General features: G+C 45.3%; 13 protein-coding genes and 1 pseudogene. 7 read left to right on the top strand and 7 right to left on the bottom strand.

The genetic code is table 11. From position 1 onward, the window contains the following. Nucleotides 1–142: 142 nt before the first annotated feature. The 6 genes from M0Q51_12610 to M0Q51_12585 all read left to right on the top strand — a co-directional run bounded on the left by M0Q51_12610 (nt 143) and on the right by M0Q51_12585 (nt 11,713). Nucleotides 143–1,936: a sulfatase-like hydrolase/transferase gene (locus M0Q51_12610; protein ID MCK9400819.1), complete on the top strand. Its 1,794-nt coding sequence runs from the start codon at nt 143–145 to the stop codon at nt 1,934–1,936. 7 nt (nt 1,937–1,943) lie between these two features. Next, nucleotides 1,944–2,789 carry a hypothetical protein gene (locus M0Q51_12605; protein MCK9400818.1) on the top strand — a complete coding sequence of 282 codons (846 nt, stop codon included), beginning with the start codon at nt 1,944–1,946 and terminating at the stop codon, nt 2,787–2,789. 80 nt (nt 2,790–2,869) lie between these two features. Continuing rightward, on the top strand, nt 2,870–3,958 hold the full coding sequence (gene thiL / locus M0Q51_12600) for a thiamine-phosphate kinase (GenBank protein MCK9400817.1): 1,089 nt from the start codon (nt 2,870–2,872) through the stop codon (nt 3,956–3,958). Nucleotides 3,959–3,970: 12 nt separating this feature from the next. Continuing rightward, nucleotides 3,971–5,767: an excinuclease ABC subunit UvrC gene (gene uvrC / locus M0Q51_12595; GenBank protein ID MCK9400816.1), complete on the top strand. Its 1,797-nt coding sequence runs from the start codon at nt 3,971–3,973 to the stop codon at nt 5,765–5,767. Between the two features lie 106 nt (nt 5,768–5,873). Continuing rightward, nucleotides 5,874–9,179: a hypothetical protein gene (locus M0Q51_12590; protein ID MCK9400815.1), complete on the top strand. Its 3,306-nt coding sequence runs from the start codon at nt 5,874–5,876 to the stop codon at nt 9,177–9,179. Between the two features lie 11 nt (nt 9,180–9,190). Then, a complete protein-coding gene (locus M0Q51_12585) occupies nt 9,191–11,713 on the top strand; it encodes a hypothetical protein (protein MCK9400814.1) in 2,523 nt (840 codons plus the stop codon). 74 nt (nt 11,714–11,787) lie between these two features. Here the strand turns inward: M0Q51_12585 and M0Q51_12580 are convergent, their stop codons facing one another. The 7 genes and pseudogenes from M0Q51_12580 to M0Q51_12550 all read right to left on the bottom strand — a co-directional run bounded on the left by M0Q51_12580 (nt 11,788) and on the right by M0Q51_12550 (nt 18,080). Beyond that, nucleotides 11,788–12,156, bottom strand: a complete 369-nt coding sequence (locus M0Q51_12580) for a four helix bundle protein (protein MCK9400813.1) — start codon at nt 12,154–12,156, stop codon at nt 11,788–11,790. 138 nt (nt 12,157–12,294) lie between these two features. After that, a complete protein-coding gene (gene rsmA / locus M0Q51_12575) occupies nt 12,295–13,065 on the bottom strand; it encodes a 16S rRNA (adenine(1518)-N(6)/adenine(1519)-N(6))-dimethyltransferase RsmA (GenBank protein ID MCK9400812.1) in 771 nt (256 codons plus the stop codon). 11 nt (nt 13,066–13,076) lie between these two features. Further along, the gene (locus tag M0Q51_12570; protein MCK9400811.1) at nt 13,077–14,975 is read right to left on the bottom strand and encodes a tetratricopeptide repeat protein; all 1,899 of its coding nucleotides are present in this window, start codon (nt 14,973–14,975) and stop codon (nt 13,077–13,079) included. Next, nucleotides 14,956–16,230: a serine--tRNA ligase gene (serS, locus tag M0Q51_12565; GenBank protein MCK9400810.1), complete on the bottom strand. Its 1,275-nt coding sequence runs from the start codon at nt 16,228–16,230 to the stop codon at nt 14,956–14,958. The genes M0Q51_12570 and serS overlap by 20 nt, the downstream gene beginning before the upstream one ends. Nucleotides 16,231–16,364: 134 nt before the next feature. After that, nucleotides 16,365–16,652, bottom strand: a complete 288-nt coding sequence (rpmA, locus tag M0Q51_12560; protein ID MCK9400809.1) for a 50S ribosomal protein L27 — start codon at nt 16,650–16,652, stop codon at nt 16,365–16,367. Between the two features lie 128 nt (nt 16,653–16,780). After that, nucleotides 16,781–17,086, bottom strand: a pseudogene (rplU, locus tag M0Q51_12555) (50S ribosomal protein L21). An 85-nt stretch (nt 17,087–17,171) separates the two neighbouring features. Then, nucleotides 17,172–18,080 carry an EamA family transporter gene (locus M0Q51_12550; GenBank protein MCK9400808.1) on the bottom strand — a complete coding sequence of 303 codons (909 nt, stop codon included), beginning with the start codon at nt 18,078–18,080 and terminating at the stop codon, nt 17,172–17,174. A 411-nt stretch (nt 18,081–18,491) separates the two neighbouring features. Here M0Q51_12550 and M0Q51_12545 point away from each other — a divergent pair. Beyond that, on the top strand, nt 18,492–21,881 hold a 3,390-nt coding region (locus tag M0Q51_12545), incomplete at its 3' end, for a carboxypeptidase-like regulatory domain-containing protein (GenBank protein MCK9400807.1).

The raw sequence follows: 21,881 nt of genomic DNA, 5'->3' as shown, positions 1-21,881 counted from the left end.
GATGAAAAAGTGGTATAATATTTCAATCATTTTAAAAACTTACTTAACCGTTATTGCAATCTTTTTTTGCTTCCGGTTAATTCTTTTTTTATCGCAATTGGAGAGGATTGATTCTATCCGAGGCGATTTTTTTAAAATCATTATGACCTTCATTATCGGGATCAGGTTTGATGTGGTGATTTCAGGGTATATACTGTTGCTGCCTTTCATCATCATTTCCGTCCTGTTCATACGCAATAAACATTATGCTTGGATTTATCGTGTATTATTTTACTGGGTTTTCATTTTGTTTACCATGGCATTTGCCGTCTGTGCAGCCGATATCCCATATTTCAACCAGTTTTTTTCGCGTTTTTCAATAGGGGCATTTCAATGGATTGATAGCCCGGCTTTTATGTTTAAAATGATTTTCCAGGAGCCCAGGTATTTTATCATCATCTTGCCGCTGATTGTTTTCTTATTTCTCTTCTATAAATTGTTAAGAAGGATCTTTAAGTTTTCACCGGATCAATCCGGAAGTATTCATTTCTCTTTGAAAATTGTCGTGAGTATATTATTCCTGGGATTGATTTTTATTGGGATACGCGGTAGGATCCAGGAAAAATCGCCTATAAAAGTCGGTACAGCATACTTTTGTGATAACGCTTTTTTAAATCAGCTTGGATTGAACCCGGTGTTTACTTTAATGCGAAGTTATTTTGACAGCCTGGATGAAAAAAATAAATCTATTGCATTGATAGATGATAATCTGGCTATCCAAAATGTTCGGAAATACCTGGGTATCGATCAGCCTATCGGTGATTACCCGGTTGCCAGGCGGATTTTGCCCGATTCTTCAGGTGAAAACAACTATAACGTGGTCATTGTGATCATGGAAAGCATGAGTACCGCCAGGATGGAAAGGCACGGAAATACCAAACACCTTACACCTTTTTTAGACAGCCTTTCGCACAAAAGCTATTATTTTGAGAATATATATACGGCTGGAATCCACACTTTTAATGGTGTATTCAGTACGCTTTTTTCATTTCCGGCAATTTATCGCCAGAACCCTATGAAAGAAAGTACCATGTTTAAGTATAACGGGATTGGCAATACATTAAAGAAGAATGGTTATTCCACGACTTATTTCACTACCCACGATGGTCAGTTTGATAATATCGAAGGATTTTTAAGGGCAAATGATTTTGAGAATATCATCACACTGTCGGATTATCCCTCAAAAGAAGCCAAAACCACTTTGGGTGTCCCCGACGATTTTATGTTCGAATTTTCTATACCGGTCATAGATAATCTTTATAAAGAAAAGAAGCCATTTTTTGTGGCATTTATGACCGCCAGTGACCATGGCCCTTATTATCTCCCGGATTATTTTAAACCTAAAAACAAGAATATCAAAGATCAGATGGTTGAATATGCCGATTGGTCATTGAGAAAATTCATTTCTTTGGCTTCAGCAAAGGAATGGTTTAACAATACAATTTTTGTTTTTGTCGCAGATCATGGTGCGCCGATCAATACAGTTTATGACATCCCGATGGATTATCATCATACGCCGCTCATTTTTTATGCACCGGGAATTTTAAAAGAAGCACGGACCTTTGATTGCATAGGTGGTCAGATCGATATCTTCCCGACAATCATGGGAATTCTTAACCAATCTTATATTAATAATACTTTAGGAATAGATTTGCTTTCCGATACCCGGCCGTATATTTTTATCAACCATGAAGATAAATTTGGGGTGATTAACCAGGAGTATCTCCTGATTATGAAAAATGATAACGGGAAAGCTCTTTACAAATATCGGAATAAGGACAAAAAAGATTATCAGAATGAGCAGCAGCAGTTATTACATGAGATAGAAGAATATACGATATCAAACCTGCAGGTATTTCAGTTCCTGATGCAAAGTGAGAAGAAGTATATTGAATAAAAGTGTGATGAATCATCTGAAAACCTTCTGGAAACTTATCCTGATTGTAGGCTTGCTGATCCTTGCCTATTTCAGCTTTATGTTTATCGGTGGTGGATTTGGCAAGAAACCTGTTAATATTAAGGCAATTAATGATGGCAATTCCCAATTTCTGTTTGCACACAGGGGATTATCGGAATACTACCCTGAAAATACCAAAGAGGCAATAGAAGCTGCCAAATTGAGAGGGTTTACTGGTTTGGAAATTGATATCAGGAAATCATCAGATAATGAATTCATTCTTTTTCATGATGAAGATTGCAGCCGGTTGCTCGGGATTAACAGCAAGATCTGTGATTTGAGCACTTCGCAGATCAAGGGGCGCCACATTCTGTTTAACGGCATTGAATCCGGCAGTTATGTCCTGACATTGAAAGAATTGCTGAATAATTACAAAGATGATTTCATCATTTATTTTGACATGAAATTGAAAGATATCGATGATATTGATGAATTAGTCAGCATTATTCAATCTTATGATATCTCCGGATCATCCATAATTGCCAGTACAAGTGGTTTTGTAGTTTTTTATATCGAATATAATTACCCGGGAATAAATACAGCTTTGGAGGGGTTTAACTCCGGAAAAGAATGGATATATTGCCTGTTCCCGAAAAATTTCAAACCTGATTTTCTATCGAGTTTTGCAGGAAAAGTTGATGAAAAGCATATCTCCTGGCTCAGGAAAAAGGATTTAATTTCAAGCAGAATAGTCTATGATGTGGATAGTGCAAATTATCACCAGGTAATTCAGTGGGGATTAAAAAACCTGATCATCGATTATGATTCGGCAATGAAGGTTCCAAGTTTCTAATTTCAAATTTCAATTTCCCCGCTTCCCTGCCTCCCCGCTGATAAAATTCCCTACCTTTGCAATCATTCTATGAAATAGCCATGGACCTGGAAAAAACTAACCGCACCGAACTGTCGGAACTCGGAGAGTTCGGCCTGATCGACCTCCTGACCAGGAATATCAGCCTGGAGAATAAAAGCAGCCTGTACGGTGTGGGCGATGATGCAGCTGTCATAGATAACAAGGGCAGGCTTACCCTTGTTTCCACCGATTTGCTGGTGGAAGGTGTGCATTTCGACCTGTCATACACGCCGCTGAGGCACCTGGGATATAAAGCCGCTGTGGCGAATATCTCCGATATTGTTGCCATGAACGGCATTGCCAGGCAGCTGCTTGTGGGTCTTTCAGTCTCCAACCGATTCCCGGTGGAAGCACTGGAAGAACTCTACGCCGGCATCCGCCAGGCCTGTAAAGTTTACCATGTCGACCTCGTCGGAGGCGATACCACATCCAGCGTCAGGGGATTGTTCCTGTCTGTTACCATCGTAGGGGAGGTTGATCCGGATGAAGTTGTCTACCGCCATACGGCGCATGAAAATGACCTGGTTTGCGTCAGCGGCGACCTGGGCGGTGCTTACATGGGCCTCCTTTTGCTGGAAAGGGAAAAGGCGGCATTTCAGGGTGACCCGAATCTGCAGCCAGACCTGGAAGGTTTTGATTATATCCTGGAACGACAGCTAAAACCCGAACCCAGGACCGACATTATCCGCCTGCTGAAAGAAGCACATGTAAAACCGACTGCCATGATCGATATTTCCGATGGTCTTGGCTCGGAGATCCTGCATATCTGCTCCGGTTCAAAACTTGGGTGCCGGATCTATGAAGATAAAATCCCTATCGACCCGACCACAATCAATATGGCCGGCGTTTTTGGCATCAGCCCGTGGACAGCTGCCCTGAACGGCGGGGAAGATTATGAACTGCTCTTCACCATCGACCAGAAAGACTTTGAGAAGGCCAGGTCCATTCCCGGTATATCAATCATCGGCCATATGACGGAATTATCACAGGGAGCGAACCTGGTCACCGGCGATGAGCAATTAGTGGAAATAACAGCTCAGGGCTGGAACGCATTAAGGAGAAATTTAAAATTGATTAATATAGTCCCTAATTCAAAATTTAGAATTTAGAATTTAAAATTAATGGACATTTCGCTACTCCTACGCTCCTTGCCCGACAAACCAGGAGTTTACCAGTTCTACGACAAGGAGGGAAAGTTGCTTTATGTGGGCAAGGCCAAGAACCTGAAGAAACGGGTCTCCTCCTATTTTAACCGGGAGAATCTGGGCGGGAGGCTGAATTTGCTGGTGCGCAAAACGGCTGACATCAGGCATATCGTTGTAGGCTCCGAACTCGATGCTCTTTTGCTCGAAAATAACCTGATCAAGGAGAATCAGCCGCGTTATAATGTCATGCTGAAGGATGACAAGACCTTCCCATGGATTTGCATTAAAAACGAGCCTTTTCCGAGAATCTTCCCGACCAGGACCGTAATTCGTGACGGCTCGCAATATTTCGGTCCCTATGCTTCGGTCAAAATGATGAATACCCTGCTGGAATTGATTCGTCAAATTTACCCCCTGAGGACCTGCGGTTTAAAACTCACTGAGAAAAATATAGCGGAAAAGAAATTCAGCGTTTGTCTCGAATATCATCTGGGTAATTGCCTGGGCCCGTGTGTCGGGCTGCAGGCGGCAGATAATTATGAAGTAAATCTTGCAGGCATCCGGGAAATGGTCAAAGGGAACTTCAGCGGGGTGATGAAAGAGCTGAAAGAAAAGATGGACCGGCATGCAAAAGCATATGAATTTGAGAAAGCGCAGGCTGTTAAGGAGAATATTACTCTGCTGGAAAGATACCAGGCTAAGTCAACCATTGTAAACCCAAAGATCGGTGAGGTGGATGTTTTTTCGATCATCGACGGGGAAGAGGCGGCTTATGTAAACTTCCTGAAAGTCGCTCACGGCGCCATCATCCAGGCGTATACGGTGGAGATCAGGAAAAAGTTGGAAGAGACACCACAAGAGCTGCTGGCCATTGCTGTATTTGACCTGCGCCGGCGCCTGGCCAGTGAGGCAAAAGAGATACTGGTCCCTTTTACCTTGGAATTGGAACTTCCCGGGGTGACCATCACGGTTCCAAAGATTGGTGATAAGAAACATTTACTCGAATTGTCGGAAAGAAATGCGAAGTATTACAAGCTGGATAAAGAAAAACAGCTCGAGTTGCTGGAGCCGGAACGCCGTAGTAAAAGGATACTTGGAACGATGATGAAAGATTTGCGGATGAAAGAACCACCGGTCCTTATCGAATGTTTTGACAACTCTAATTTTCAGGGCGATTACGCGGTATCAGCCATGGTTTGCTTCCGTAATGGCCGTCCTGATAAAAATGAGTACCGTCATTATAATATCCGCTCTGTGGAAGGACCGGATGATTTTGCCTCGATGGAGGAGGTGATTTACCGTCGTTATAAAAGACAGACCGAGGAGAGTAAGCCTCTTCCGCAGCTCATTGTGGTGGACGGGGGGAAAGGCCAGCTCAGTGCTGCACTTAAAAGCCTGGAAAAGCTCGGCCTTCGCGGGAAGATCACCATCATCGGCATAGCCAAAAAGCTGGAAGAAATTTACTATCCTGACGATCCGCTTCCGCTTTATATCGATAAAAAGTCGGAAACTCTGAAAATTTTGCAACGTCTGCGGGATGAGGCACACCGTTTCGGAATTACCCATCACCGAAAAAAAAGAGAGAAAGCTACCCTGAAGACGGAGCTGACAATAATCACAGGAATAGGGGAGGAAACGGCAAAAAAACTGCTAACCGATTTTAAGTCGGTCAGCAAGATCCGCAAACTGACTTTGGCTGACCTCGAAAAGTCTGTTGGACAGGCCAAAGCGAGGATTGTGTTTGATTATTTCCATTCGTTAATCCAAACCTGAAATTAATAAATCAGGAATCAATATAATCCTTTCTTTTTCTAACTTTGAAACTTCAGGAGAAGCCACCATCCCCTGAAAAATATTTATCAACCAAAAGCCAATTATTATGCTTTTTAAAAGATTATTGCCTCACCCCGTGAGAGGAATGTTTCTGCTACTCGCCTTTACAATGGCATTAACTCCAGCCCTTGGCCAGAAAGAAAAAAAAGAAAAAGAAAATGTCATCAGTGATACAATAAAATCCGGCGACATCGGCGGTCTGAAATTCCGGAGTATCGGGCCCGCACTTACTTCGGGCCGGATCGCGGACTTCGCTGTAAACCCTGGCAATCATAACGAATATTACGTGGGCGTTGCCAGCGGGCATATCTGGAAAACCATCAATAACGGCAATACTTTCGAGCCTGTTTTCGATGATTATGGCGCGTATTCCATCGGCTGCCTGGCTATGGACCCCAAAAACCATAACGTGATCTGGGCCGGTACCGGCGAAAATAACCACCAGCGTGCGCTCGGCTGCGGAGATGGCGTATATAAAAGCACCGACGGGGGTAAATCATGGAAAAACATGGGACTAAAAGAATCCCGTCAGATCGGTATGATCGCGATACACACCGATAATACCGACCTGGTTTTTGTAGCTGCAGAAGGATCCGTCTGGGGCCCGGGCGGCGACCGCGGACTTTACCGTACCAATGATGGTGGAAAAAGCTGGGAGAAAGTACTCGCTATCAGCGAAAACACCGGTGTAAACAACGTGATCATCCACCCGAAAGATGCTGACATCATGTTTGCCACTTCTGAGCAGCGCCGCCGCCATATTTATACAAAAATCGGCGGAGGGCCGGAAACTGCAATCTATAAAAGTACCGACGGTGGGAAAACATGGAATAAAACCACCTCAGGCTTGCCCGGTGGCGATATGGGCGGGATCGGTATCGCGATTTCTTCTGCAAACCCAAATGTGGTTTATGCCATTATAGAAGCAGAAGGCGAATCGGGAGGATTCTTCAGGTCCTCAGATTGCGGCGAATCATGGTCGAAAATGAGTGACCATTCTGCCCAGGGCCAATATTATAATGAAATCTATTGCGATCCTAAGAATGTGGATAAAGTCTATTCTATGGAAACAGTTTCGCAGGTTACACTCGATGGTGGGAAAACCTGGTATTCTGTCGGTAATAATGACCGGCATGTCGATGATCACGCCTTATGGATCGATCCCGATAATACCGATCATTTCATGATTGGCGGCGACGGTGGAGTCTATGAAACTTTCGATGCCGGGAAGAATTATTATTTCAAGACTAACCTGCCGGTTACCCAGTTCTATCGCGTTAATGTCGATAATACCGAGCCTTTTTACTGGGTATACGGAGGAACTCAGGATAACAGCAGCCTGGGCGGCCCTAGCAGGAATACCTGCCATAATGGCGTTTCGAGCTTCGAATGGATCGTGACGCTCGGTGGTGACGGCTTCTTCCAGGCCATCGAGCCAACCAACCCGAATATCGTCTATTCTGCCTATCAGTATGGAAATATCTACCGGTATGACAAGAAAAGTGGTGAAAGAACAAAGATCCGTCCTGAGCCAATTAAAGGAGAAGAAACCTACAAATGGAACTGGAATGCACCATTTATCCTGAGCCCGCATTCTCCTGCAAGGCTGTATATGGCTGCCAATAAGGTTTTCCGTAGCGACGACCGCGGGCAGTCATGGAAAGTTATCAGCGGCGACATCACCACACAAACCGACCGCAATACCTGGCCGGTCATGGGCCGATACTGGGGTGTGGATGCCGTGGCAAAAGATGTTTCTACTTCGTTATTCGGAACAGGGGTTTCCTTAGCTGAATCACCTGTTAAAGCTGACCTTATTTATGTCGGTACTGACGATGGCGTGATCCAGGTTACCGAAGATGCCGGTCAGAACTGGTCTAAGACAGTCAGATTCCCTGGGGTGCCCGAATATACATTTGTCAGTGATATTATGCCCGACCGCTTTGATGAAAATGTCGTCTATGCCAGCTTTGACAACATCCAGAGAGATGACTCCAAACCCTATCTTCTGAAAAGCAATGACAAAGGCAAAACCTGGGTGTCAATCGCCGGAAATCTTCCTGAAAAATACACCGTCCTCAGCATTGCACAGGACTTTATTGATCCCAACCTGCTTTTTGCAGGAACTGAATTTGGCGTTTTTTTCAGCCTTGATGGCGGTAAAATTTGGACACAGTTGAAATCTGGAATCCCGACGGTTAAAGTGCCGGATATCGCTATTCAGGAAAAAGAATGTGACCTTGTCCTGGCAACCTTTGGCAGGGGCTTCTATATTCTTGATAATTATGCACCTCTCCGCGAGCTGTCGACAGAAACAAGGGAAAAAGAATCTCATATTTTCCCGGTAAAAGATGCCCTCATGTTCACCCAGGATGGCGGCCTTTATGGCCAGGGGTCAAATTTCTTCTATGCCCCTAATCCTGCATTCGGCGCTACTTTTACTTATTATCTTAAAGATGTTCCCAAAACACTGAAGGAATTAAGAAAGGAAAAAGAAAAAGATCTCGTCGAAGAAAAAGAACCTATTCCTATCCCGAATATGGATGAGTTAAAGGCTGAAGAGAAAGAAATCCCTCCTTATCTCATCTTCACGATAAAAGATATGAAAGGAAATATTGTCAGAAAGCTTTCAACCAGCCCCTCCAAAGGTACTTCGCGGATTACCTGGGATTTGCGTTATGCGAAAAATTACGGGATAGATCTGAAGAAAGAAAAATTTGATCCATATTCTGCCGGAAGTGGAGGTATCCTGGCAATGCCGGGTAAATATACAATTTCTATGTCGATGGTATTCCATGGAGAAGTGAAGGAACTTGCAGGTCCGGTTGAGTTTGAAGCCAAAGTGCTTAATAATACCTCACTTCCCCCGGCTGACCGGGCGGAGTTGATAGCCTTCCAGGATAAAGTGTCTGCTCTGATCAATGCCGTGAATGCTGCTGATGAATATGCGAAAGACCTGATGAAACGGGTCCAGTATGTGAAACAGGCCATACAGAATACACCCGGGGCTCCTTTTACTTTAATGGGTGAATCTGAAAAAGTGGAGAAAAAGCTGGATAGTATCCTCTGGGCTATGAATGGCCAGGTTCCCAAAGCAAGTGATGAGGAAAACCTGCCGGCACCTCCTTCTGTTAATTCACGGCTGGGCGCGATTATGGAAGCTTCCTGCGGGAATACTTCCACTCCCACGCAAACCCAGCGCGACCAATACGCATTGCTGGAAGAGGAGTTTCCTCCGATCCTGGTTCAGTTGAAAGAAATTGCCGAAACAGACCTGAAAGCACTGGAAGACGAACTGGATAAATTGGGCGCCCCATGGACACCAGGCCGCGTTCCGGAATGGAAGCGGTGAAATAAAAAAATATGAAAAAAATTCTCCTCTTTCTTTTCATTGTCATGCCAATAATCTCGGTTGTGATCCTATTTACTCATTATGGAAGGAAGGCAGAAACTGAGGTTAAGAAAACCCCGAATGAATGGTTCTTCCTTCAGAGGGCATTCCCGTACCCGGAGATTAATTATGAAGCACGGCAGCTTGCCTGGGAGCAGTCGCAAAAGATCAGGAAGGAAAGGGTTGAAAGAGGCGAAGGTTGGGTGTTCAAGGGTCCGTTAAATATCGGGGGAAGAATTTCTGCCGTTGCCATGCACCCTTCCGATATGCAGACAATCTACGCCGGTGCAGCCTCCGGAGGAATTTTTAAAACCACAAATACCGGCGAATCATGGGTTCCCATTTTTGATGACGAACTCAGCATATCTATTGGGGATATAGCCATTGCCCCGTCAAACCCGGACATCATCTGGGTTGGTACCGGAGAAGCCAACGCGGGCGGTGGTTCCATGGCTTACGACGGTTTCGGGATTTACAAATCCAACGATGCCGGAAGCTCCTGGGAGAACCTCGGCCTGGAGAATTCCGGCAGTATCGGCCGGTTGGTCATTCACCCTTCTGACCCGCAGGTTTGCTTTGTTGCTGCCATGGGACGGCTTTTTTCGGATAACCCCGAAAGAGGCGTATTCCGTACAATCGATGGAGGAGAAAACTGGGATAATGTTTTATATATTAATGATTCTGTCGGTGCCATAGATATTGTAATGCATCCCAACCACCCGGATACGCTTTATGCCTCCCTCTGGGAAAGGGTACGCAGGCCGGACCGCAGAAATTACGGTGGCCCGGGGTGCGGTATTTATCGCAGTTATGACGGCGGGGATTCCTGGACAGAGCTGACCGCCGGCCTTCCTTTCTCATCACCTGCAAATGGAAGGATAGGGATTGATATCTCGGAATCAGATCCGAATATCCTTTATGCAATATATGCCGATAATATCGGCTATTTCGCCGGTGTTTACAGGTCAGACAACGGGGGCGATACATGGTTCCGCACCAACGACGGGGACCTTGGCGATATGTATTCATCTTATGGATGGTGGTTCGGCCGGATCAGCATCGACCCGGTCGACCCTGATATCGCTTACGCCATCGGGTTTGATCTTTATAAAACAACCGATGGAGGAAATAGCTGGCCAATGATCTCATCCGCAGTACACGTCGATCAACATGACCTGGTTGCCCATCCCCTGAACCACAATTTCGTTGTACTTGGCAATGATGGAGGAATTTATCTGTCAAATAACGGCGGATCGGACTGGACCTTCCTGGAAAATCTTCCTATCACCCAGTTTTATACTTGCGAGGTCGATGAACAAAACCCCCAGAGGCTTTATGGCGGGACACAGGATAATGGCACTAACCGGACCCTTTCCGGAGGTACAGGCGACTGGCAAAGCATCTATTGGGGCGATGGCTTTTTCGTTCTCGTCGACCCGTCCGATAATAACTATATCTATGCCGAATATCAATACGGTAACTTTGCCCGCTCAACAAACGGCGGGCTGAGCTTTAATTCTGCTATGAACGGTATCAGCAGTTCCGACCGCAAAAACTGGAATACTCCTTTTGTCTTCGATCCGAATAATCCGCAAATACTTTATTTCGGAGCGAACAGGTTGTATAAAACGACTAACAGGGCGGAAACCTGGCAGGTTATAAGCCCCGACCTTACAAACGGCGGTGTAAACAGCAATGTGGTATATGGTACAATTACCACGATTGCGGTTGCCCCTTCAAACAGCCAGTTCATTTATGTTGGCACCGATGATGGCAATGTATGGCGGACTATAGACGGGGGAAGTAATTGGATAAATATTTCCTCAGGCCTGCCTTTACGCTGGGTTACCCGCGTGGCAGTCGATCCCTATGATGAAATGACCGTTTATATTACCCTGTCGGGATACCGGTATGACAATTACTTGCCGCATGTTTTTCGCAGTACCGGCGGTGGAGGGAATTGGCAGGACATCACCGGCGACCTGCCAGAGGCCCCGGCAAATGATATCATCGTTGACCCTTCCCTTGATCCGACACTTTACCTCGCAACTGATTTTGGCGTGTTTGTAACCCGGAACCTCGGCCAGAACTGGTCGATGCTGGGTGATAACCTGCCGAATGTCCCCATCGTTGACCTGGACTTCCATCAGCCGACAAGAACGCTTGTAGCAGCCACCTATGGCCGTTCGATGTACACGTTTTCTGTTGACCAACTGGTGGGAATTCAGTCAGGATTGAATGTCAATGATTATGCCTGGTCGATATTTCCAAACCCTGCTCATGATCAGATTTGGGTCAGTTATTCACTGGCTGATAAAGAGTTGTATTATCAAATCCTCAGCATGAATGGGAAGATAGTCTCCTCTGGCAATTTTTCCTGCAATCTGGCCCCAGTCAGAATTGACTTGCCAAACTTGCCCTGTGGGGTATTCCTTTTTAAGTTATTTGATAACAGAAAGGAACTTGGGACCAAAAAACTGGTAATCACTGACTGATAAGAGGTTTTTCACTGATTTACAATTTACAAATTCCGATCTAAGATCTTAGATTGCAAACTGTAAATTGTAAATTATTGCTGCTTTTTCCGTCCTTTATTCAGCGTCGTGACCGACTTCTGAAAAATTGCTACAAGTTCGTTGCTTTCATTCAGCAGATCAGCGATCGACTCTTTTTGCCGGCATATTCCTGATTTATCAATGATTATAAGGTTGATGTTTGTTTCCCGCAATTCTTTGAGAACAAGGCTCAGCTTATGTGCAAAATCTGCTCTGGATTCCGCGCTTTGGGCTTCGCCATAGTTTAAGGCTGAAGAACTGCTCGACCTAACAATCTGTTTTGAAAGATGATGTGTGAACTCGTTGAATTCACAGCATTGGCACAGGTCAATTATTCTGATGGAAAAATCGATCAGTCTCGCTTCGAGATCTTTTCTGTCCATAATGATTTTTTATGATTTATCCGGAAAAATGGCAAAATATACCCGGCCTTTGGGAAAAAATTGATTTACAGTTTTCAAATTCCGATCTAAGATCTTAGATTGTAAACTGTAAATTGTAAATCAACAAAACAGGAAAGCTTAAATCGCCAGCCGGGTCAGTCTTACAAAATCCTCCACACCCAGCTCTTCCGCCCGCTTGCTGGCCAAATGCTCCAATTCCCCTCTTTCATAATCAATATAAAAAGTCTTCAGGGAATTTCTGAGCGTTTTTCTCCGTTGGTTAAAAGCCGTTTTGACCACCTTGAAAAACAGCACCTCATCGCAGTCCAGCTTCTCCCTGTCATTCCTGCTCAAGCGGATAACCGCCGATTTGACCTTTGGAGGTGGGATGAAAACAGTTTCATTGACAGTGAACAGGTATTCGATCCGGTAATAAGCTTGTAACAGGACACTCAGGATACCATATGTCTTTGATCCGGGACCGGCAGCCAAACGCTCGGCTACCTCTTTCTGTATCATACCAACTACTTGGGTAACCTGTTGGCGGTGATCCAGTACCTTAAATAAAATCTGGCTGGAAATGTTATAAGGGAAATTTCCGATGATAGCAATCCTGCCCGAAAAGAGCTTATTAAGATCGAATTTTAAGAAATCAGCATGGATGAACCTGTCCGTGTGTTCAGGGAAAGCTTCGTTCAGGTATTGGATGGAATCCCGGTCGGTATCCATGAAATAGCATTCTTTGTCCGGAAGTTCAAGCAAAAATTTTGTCAGAACCCCCATCCCGGGTCCTATTTCAAGTATTGATATTTCTGCCGACTGTAAACTGTCAACTATTTTCCGGGCTATATTATCATCCTTAAGAAAATGCTGACCTAAGTGTTTTTTTGGTTTAATGAAGGTACTCACCTGGTATTGGCTTAATTGTTAAAATCACCACGGAGTTGGCGAAAACGCTTACGCGCTTCCGTCGTGAAAAGGCTCCCCGGATAATCCAGCATCAGCTGCTGATAAAGCTCCATGGCCTTTTCCTTGTTGTTCAGCACACCTGCCTGAAGTCCGGCCCTTTTAAACAAAGCATTGTCGGCCAGGATATCATATTGGTAATCCCTGACGATTTTATCCAGGACAGAATCTGCACTTATGAAATCTTTTTTACGGATATAAATCCCCGCTTTGCTAAACAGTACTTCATCATCCAGTGAATGATAAAGTCCGAGCATCCGGATACTGTCAAGGGTCAGTATGGCCAAACTGTCCTGCCCCCGGTAAATGAGCAGATCGGCTCGTGAATAAAGCGAGAGCCCGGTATATGTGCTGTCGGGGTCCATATTGTCGCTGATCAGCAGCGAAAGTTCCATGGCATCGTTGGCAATTAATTTGGACGTAGCTGCCTTTAAAACATCCAATTGTGCTTTGGCCCAGTCAAATTCGCCAATGAAGTAAGACAGACGCGCATTCCTGAATTTCGCTTCATGACCGGTGGGATCATTCTTGAAAGCTTTTTCAACCTGCGAATAAAGAAGCGAAGCTTCCCAAATCTTTCCCACGAATAAATAAATGTCCCCAAGTTCGAGTTTGATCACGGCTTTGACTTTTTCAGGCGCACCATTAATATTAATTGCCTCTTCAAGCAACAGTACCGACTCATCCAGTTCGTTGAGATAAAAAGCCTGCAGATGAGCAAGGTCACGCATCAGTACAACCGTCCGGGCATTCCTTCCTAGTTCATCGAGGGCAGTAATATATTCCTGTTTCAGGGATTGAAGCTCTTTAATCTGGTAATTGTAGCCTTCCGTGATCCTGAGGAATTTAGTCTGAAGGGTTCCTGTCAGACTTTCAGCATAATAGGGATTTGATGGTCCCTTTTTAAGCAGATAATTAAAAGCCTCAATGGCGACAGCATAATCTTTATTGGACAGGCTGAGATTAGCAATGCTGAAAACAAACATGCCTCCCTCATTGAACCTTACATCCATAGACTTTGCCTGGATAAGGGCGAATTCAAAATCTTTCCGCTGAACCGAAAGCCAGAGTAACATTTCACCGTAATAACGATTTTCAGGGCTGCGTTGATTCCTTTTTAACAAGGATTCCCTAAGTGCATTGCTTATTTTATCTTCAATATCTTTATTTAAAATATTCTGAAACCTGTTTTGCACCATTTCAAGTTGCGACGGATCACGCTCAAGCATATCCAGGTATTCTTCGATCATAGCGTTGTAATTTCCGCTCATCTCATAAACCAGGGCCAGTTCCTGGTTAAATAGAACTGAGTATTGCAATAGCTCACGCCCGCGCAAATAGGTTTTAATGGCATATTCATATAACTGCCGGGTAAGAAAAGCATTTGCAATCTCTGTGATATTCGCCTTGTTAGGTTTTATCCTTTCGATCACGTCATCAAAGCTCCTTGTGGCTTTTTCAGGTTTATCCGTCAACAGGTAAATATACCCCAGGTCAACCTCATAGCGGTAAGATCCCGGCTCATCCTTAATCTTGCTTCTGACCAGCTTTTCAGCCTCGCTGAATTTATCAAGCGCGGTCAGGCAGAATAAATAATAAGTATAATGATGATGGGTGGGTTGCTTGTCATAGAGATCACGAAAGAGTTCCAGTGCCTTTTCATAGTCCTTGTTACCATAATATTGAAAAGCGAGTTTTTTATTTTCCTGCTCCTGCTGCTTTTGCTGCGCAGCAGGGGTATTGACTTCCGGAAATACCTGGGAATAAACATTCAGCCCCGGGATTGTCATAAACAAGACAAACCAGGCTATAATGATTAATGCAGATAATCTTTTATCGCGTAATAAGCTCAAATCCTGTGTATTTAGTCAAGGCGGCGGGGATTTTTATACCGCCGGCCACCTGGTTATTTTCCAGCAGTGCTGCTACTACCCGGGGTAACGCCAGGGCGCTGCCGTTTAGTGTATGGGCCAGGCGAATCTTGCCTTCTGCATCTTTATAGCGGAGTTTCATCCGGTTCGCCTGGAAGTTTTCGAAATTAGATACTGAGCTTACTTCAAGCCACCTTTTCTGGGCGCCTGAATAAACCTCGAAATCATAGGTCAATGCTGATGTAAAACTCATATCGCCTCCGCAGAGCCTGATAATTCTGAATGGCAATTCCAGTTTTTGCAGTAGGGAAGCTACATGACCCCGCATTTCTTCCAATCTTTCATAAGAAGTATCAGGATGAGCGATCTGGACAATTTCTACCTTATCGAACTGGTGTAGGCGGTTTAATCCCCTTACATCTTTCCCGTATGAACCGGCTTCGCGGCGAAAGCAACTTGAATAGGCTACGTTTTTAATGGGTAATTCAGAATGCTTCAGGATGACATCCCGGTAAATATTCGTGACAGGCACTTCAGCCGTAGGAATTGCATAAAGCTTATCAAGGCCGATCGCATACATCTGCGCATCTTTGTCAGGAAGCTGGCCGGTACCGTAAGCGGAATCTTCATTGACGAATAATGGCGGCTGGAATTCTGTGTAGCCAGCTCCAATGGCCTCTTCCAGGAAGAAATTGATCAGGGCGCGCTGCAATTTGGCACCTTTACCTTTATAAAAAGGAAAACCGGCGCCAGTCACCTTGCTGCCAAGGTCAAAATCAATGATGTCGTATTCACCGGCCAGGTCCCAGTGAGGTTTAGCTCCTTCTCCCAATTCAGGCAAACGGCCCCATTCATATACTACTTCATTATCGGCAGCGGAATGACCGGGCCGAACGGAAGAGTGGGGGAGGTTCGGCAACTGCACCAGCAACTCGTTAAGCTGAACCGTAATTTCATCCATCTGAACCGCAAGATCCCGGGTGAGTACCTTCAGATTTCCTGTTTTCTCTTTTAAAGTATTGGCTTCTGCCGCAAGCCCTTGCTGATACAATCCCCCGATCTCTTTGGCTGCCAGGTTTGCCTCTGCCAGGCCGTCATCGAGCTTTTTCCGGGTTTCCCTTCTTTTATCATCCAATGAGACGATTTGTCTTATAATTTCATCAGCCTTAAAGTTCTTAATAGCAAGCCTGCGGATAACTTCATCCTTATTATCCCTGATAAAACCGATCTGTAACATAATTTGAAATTTGCATGGCAAAGGTACTGTTTTTGGAACAGTGGAACGGTGGAACGGTGGAACGGTGGAATAAAAAAACCCGGCATTTTCACACCGGGTCTTCACTCTATATGAGGATTGATTTTGGATAAATCTTATTTAGCTGCAATTTCAGCGACTTCCATGATTTCAACCGGGATAACCGAAACGTATGAACGGTCGTTTCTGCGTTTCCGGAATTCCACCCTGCCGTCGATGAGGGCAAAAAGGGTATGATCTTTGCCCATGCCTACATTTAAGCCGGGATTGTGGCGGGTTCCGCGCTGCCGGACAATAATATTGCCGGCCTGGGCAAACTGGCCTCCGTAAATCTTAACTCCCAGTCGCTTGCTGTGTGATTCGCGACCGTTGGAGGAACTACCTGCACCTTTTTTGTGAGCCATATCTCTGAGTTATTTAAGGTGATGCAAAATTAAATCAAATTATCGTTTTTCTGGATTGCTTCAGGAGCAGCCGATTCTTCCACGGATGCCGCAGTAGCCTTCTTCGACCTGGGTTTCGACACCTTCTCCACAATGTCTTCTATCTTCAACAGGCTTAAATACTGACGGTGACCGTTGAACTTTTTATAACCCTTTCGGCGTTTTTTCTTGAATACGAAGAGTTTGTCTCCCCGCAAATGCTCAAGAATAGTCCCCTCAACATGGGCGCCTTTAATGACAGGAGTCCCAACTGTAGTCTTCCCCTCATGGTCAATGAGCATCACTTTGTCAAAGTCTAACTTTGCGCCTTTTTCTCCTTCAAGACGATGTACAAAGAGCTCCTGGCCTTTCTCCACCTTGAATTGCTGTCCTGCTATATCAACTATTGCGTACATTACGGATTTGTTTATCGATCGGTCAAATTTTGGAAGCGCAAAAGTACAAATATTTTTCAATCAACAACGTAAATAAGATAAAAAATTAATGAGATACAATCTTTTTCTTATTCACCAGGAATATTCCCAGAAGAATTACCGCCATCCATAAAAAAGATACAGGGGTCATTTTTTCACCATCCATAGACCCCCAGGATACGGCAACCACAGGGATGAGGTAAGTGACCGATGCGGCGAAAACCGGGCTGGCCAATTTAACAAGCTTGTTGAACGCAATCAGCGCAAGGGCGGTACCAACGACAGCGAGGATGCCGATATAACCCAGCGCTTTCAGTGCCGCTGGTTCTGTCGATATCTGAGGGATAAACTCTGTAAAGATCAAAAGGTAGAGCAAAACAGGCATCCCGATGATAAAGAAAGATAAAGCGGTTATAGTAAGGGCATCAACATCCCGGAGCTTGTATTTGACCAGGTTTACGTTAGTGGCATAACAAACGGTTGCAATAATGATATAAATAGCATATTGAATATTGAACTCAAAGCTTCTGCCGCCGCTGATGCTGATCAGGCCTATGGCACCTGCAAGCCCGATCAGGACCCCTGCCATATTAAACCACTTGATCTTCAGCGAAAAAAAGCTTAGACCGATAACCATGGTGAATAATGGGGTCAATGAATTCAGGATGCCGGCAAGGGAGCTGTCAATGCCGGTCTGGGCCTTTGCAAAAAGAAATGCGGGGAAACCGCTCCCGATTAATCCCACGATGGCTAAGTACTTCCATTCCTGAAAGCTTAATTTCCTGAGCCTTGAAAGAGCAAAAGGACTCAGGACCAGGAACGTGATGGAAACTCTCAAAGCCCCGACTTCAGCGCTGGAATAGAATTCCAGCCCTCTTTTGATCAGAATAAAAGAGCTGCCCCAAATAAGAGCCAGGCTGGCAAGTATTCCATAGGCTATAAGAAGATTCCGGGAATTAGTGCTTCGGTTTTCCATTATAATCACGCATGGACAAAATTATAAAAAGAAACACGCTTTATTCCGGCTGATTTTGAGTTATTAACAATTAAGGGTAAAAACAGACATAGTCTTTTCTGCTTAGCCCTAAGGTCAAGCTTTTGTAAAATGAATATAAATTTAGGGTCCCGGTTGAAAAAAGACTTTCAGATTTTAATATAGATTGTTTTTTATCTCTACATTTGACAAGAAACCAGTTTTTTAAGGAATTTTTTATTGATTTCTTAAAAAATGTTTACCTTTGGGGTGATTTTTTCTGATTAAGTCAATAATAAAGCAAAACCACCTTAAACCAATACTAGTCGAATATATCATCAACCAAATTGATAACCAGAACATTAAATCAGAACAACCGACAAACAATTAATTAATTAACTTAATTTCATTACCATGAGAAACTTTACCAAGTATCTTTTGACAATGATGGTAATTGTATTATCATCTACTGTCATGCTCGCGCAGCTACGGGTTTCATCCAGCGGCGGCAAAACACCGGTACTCCCTGAATCAAGAGCAGTACTCTACCAGCAAACGAACTCCGCCGGATCCGGTCGGGCTTCGCAGGATTTTGAACCTGCTTATAACGCCTATGACTGTCAGGGCGCTGATGACTTCTATGTTCCGGCAGGCTTGCTTTGGATCATTCAGACAGTGACCGTCACGGGCACTGGAAGCCTCACGGCTACTGTGGCCAATGTCCTCATTTATGCGGATGCCGGTGGTATTCCGGCCGCTACTGCAACCAATTCCTTAATGGGGTTGACATGCACTAACGCAAGCGGAGTCCTGACAATCCCCATTCCCGGAGGTCTGCCACTCGCACCAGGACATTACTGGATTTCCGTCCAGGATGCTGCTCCTTATGTCACTTACGGGCAATGGTTCTGGACTATGACAAGTTCTATCTACAATTCACAATCATGCTGGCGCAATCCCGGTGGCGGTTTTGGCGGTCCGGTTAACTGGACCACGATGGCTGCATTGGGATATCCTAATGCAGATTTCATGTTTCGCCTGGAAGGAACTTCCGGCCCGGTACCTACCTGCGATTACCAGATCAATCTGCTTGACTGGTTTGGTGACGGCTGGAACGGCGGTTCCTTAGACGTACTGGTTAATGGGACTGTTGTTCTTGACAATATCACCAACAACCTTCCCTATCCCAGTTATGGCCCGGTTACCTATTACTTTAATGTGCCAACAGGTGGAATGATCACCACGGTCTATACCGCTGGATCATGGCCCGAGGAGAATTATTATTATATTTATAATAGTGAAGGCAGCCAGGTTTGGTATTCGACAGGATCCTATCCGAACGGCCCGCCGAACATTATGCCCGGCCAGCTTTATGGAAGCTGCCCGATGACGGGTGCCGTGGATGGCTATGTCTTTAACTATGACGGCCTGGCTGTTTCCGGTGCAACCATCATTGTGGAAAACGGCCCGACAACCACTTCCGGACCCAATGGCTATTACCTGCTAGAAGATGTAAATGGCGGAAGTACAACTATTGCCTGCACCAAAACAGGATACAATACGGCTATCGATGTCGTTGCTGTTTTAGCTGGCGATACGGTCCCGCATAATTTCACGCTTACCCAGCCGAATATGATAATCAACCCGCTCCTTATTGAGGAAACCCTCAACCCGGGCGAATACTTCACCACCTCGCTGAACGTGCTGAACAACGGCAACGGCCCGCTGGGATGGGAAGCTGTGATCAATTACCCGGAAACGGATAATTCTGGGGGTAATTATATCATCAACCCTCCGGGGTATCAGACAGAGCAAGTTGAACCAAATGGGGCTGCATCCACCGGATATGGCACCGTGATTGAAAATGGTTCAAGGGACCTGATGATTTGCCCTGAAGGCAGTCTCTTTAGCATACCACCGGTCAGTTCTACAAATGCTTACACAAGCACACTGGGCGCCGGATATAAATGTTACCAGAGTTACTCCGGTGTTGAAGGAGCCATTTCCGCTGTTACATTCTGGGGTGTATTTGCCGGCTATACACTGCCAACAACACCCGGAAATTTCCTGATAGAACTTTGCCAGCCGGGCTCTATGCCTGGAGCAGTGGTGACTACCGTGACTATCCCATTAGTTGGGGTTAACACCGGTCAATTATTGCTTGGAAGCTACCAGATCGGTATATTTACAGCTGAAATACCTCCGACAGATTTGCCAGCTGGTTGGCTTGCTGTACAGTTCCAGGCTTCACCAACATTTTACTGGAATAACACGCAGGCCGGAGCAGGTTTCCCGGCTTATCAGAATTCTAATCCCCTGCCCGAAAGACTTGCGATGTGCCTTGGTGGCGGCGGTGGAGCCGGAAGCTGGCTGACGATGGATTATTATGAGGGCAATGTGCCTGCATTCGGTGGCGTTGACAATATTCCTACCCACCTGGATGCTGCTGGTACAGCCCCTGGAGAAGTTTATACGGCCGATGTCGTTTTCACCTCCACACCTTTCGTTGGCGAAATTACCGTTCCTGTGACCATGATCATCATGGGCGCTGAACTGGTAGCTCCTGAAAACCTGGAAGTTACACTCATCAACGATATTACCGGTGAAGTCGGACTGACCTGGGAATGGAACGGCGATGCTTTCCAGTTCTTCATGGTCAAACGCGATGGTCAAATCATCGGGACTACCACAAACACCTATTTTACTGATATACTCCCGGACTTTGGCGAATATTGCTATACCGTACAGGCGGTTTATGATGAAGGTCAGACTTCACCTGCCGGACCGGAATGTGTTGAATGGCCAGACCCGGAAATCTTAGTCAACCCGATGTCGCTTGAAGGTTGGGTATGGGTGGATCACCAGGTTACTGTCTACACCACTATTTACAATACCGGTATTGGAACTCTGTATTATGAGTTCCCGGATTTCATGGCAAACAATACCGATGACACCAGGGCTTACTGCGCCGCCAGCGGTGGTTGCGATGAGTATATCTCCAAGGTGGTAATCGGTACCATTAACAATTCATCCGGTTGCACCGGCTATGGGAATTACACTTCCCAGTCTACAGAAGTAGAAACAGGGGGAACTTACCCGATCACCATTACCAACGGTAACCCGATCTGGACGGCAGACCAGTGCGGAATCTGGGTTGACTGGAACCTGGATGAGGATTTCACAAATGATGGCAACATCACCGTCAGTGGCAGCCCGGGTGTGGGACCTTACACGGCTAATATTTTGGTTCCTGACGATGCAGAAGGCGGACCGACACGGATAAGAATTCGTATTGTCTATGCAGAAACACCAACTCCCTGCGGCACCTCATTCTATGGCGAATGTGAAGATTATACCCTTGATGTCCAATCCGGATTTATTGTCGCTGTGGAGCCGAACTTTGGCACTGTTGCCTCCGGAAGCTCGCAACAGATTGCCATTACCTATGATGCAACCGGGTTCGAAGTTGGCACCTATCTGGAGGAACTTCTGTTGAACAGCAACGACCGGGATGAAGGAGAACTCATCATCAACAACACGATGCATGTCTATGTACCAGCCCAGTTTGCCGGTACGGTTTATGACATGGATGACAACCAGCCTCTTAATGGTGTTACCGTAACAGCGGGTTCAATCTTCCAGACCACAACCAATGAGGATGGTGAATACAGCCTCTTTGTAGACCAGGGCACCTATGATGTGGTGTTCGAAAAGCTGGGTTATATGGATGTAACGGTTGCGGACACCTTCGCGCTGCAAGGCGTGGTCACCCCGATCAGCATCGGCATGTGGGATATGAACTAT

It is taken from the genome of Bacteroidales bacterium, assembly GCA_023229505.1.
Lineage (GTDB): Bacteria > Bacteroidota > Bacteroidia > Bacteroidales > JAGOPY01 > JAGOPY01.
Note: the sequence above shows the minus strand (reverse complement) of the source record. Positions and strands in the feature narration are given on the sequence as shown.

Bases quoted from the DNA above. Each gene is read 5' to 3' on its own strand.
- M0Q51_12610 (MCK9400819.1), top strand. From the start codon at position 143: ATGACCTTCATTATCGGGATCAGGTTTGATGTGGTGATTTCAGGGTAT.
- M0Q51_12605 (MCK9400818.1), top strand. From the start codon at position 1,944: ATGAATCATCTGAAAACCTTCTGGAAACTTATCCTGATTGTAGGCTTG.
- thiL (MCK9400817.1), top strand. From the start codon at position 2,870: ATGGACCTGGAAAAAACTAACCGCACCGAACTGTCGGAACTCGGAGAG.
- uvrC (MCK9400816.1), top strand. From the start codon at position 3,971: ATGGACATTTCGCTACTCCTACGCTCCTTGCCCGACAAACCAGGAGTT.
- M0Q51_12590 (MCK9400815.1), top strand. From the start codon at position 5,874: ATGCTTTTTAAAAGATTATTGCCTCACCCCGTGAGAGGAATGTTTCTG.
- M0Q51_12585 (MCK9400814.1), top strand. From the start codon at position 9,191: ATGAAAAAAATTCTCCTCTTTCTTTTCATTGTCATGCCAATAATCTCG.
- M0Q51_12580 (MCK9400813.1), bottom strand. From the start codon at position 12,156: ATGGACAGAAAAGATCTCGAAGCGAGACTGATCGATTTTTCCATCAGA.
- serS (MCK9400810.1), bottom strand. From the start codon at position 16,230: ATGTTACAGATCGGTTTTATCAGGGATAATAAGGATGAAGTTATCCGC.
- rpmA (MCK9400809.1), bottom strand. From the start codon at position 16,652: ATGGCTCACAAAAAAGGTGCAGGTAGTTCCTCCAACGGTCGCGAATCA.
- M0Q51_12550 (MCK9400808.1), bottom strand. From the start codon at position 18,080: ATGGAAAACCGAAGCACTAATTCCCGGAATCTTCTTATAGCCTATGGA.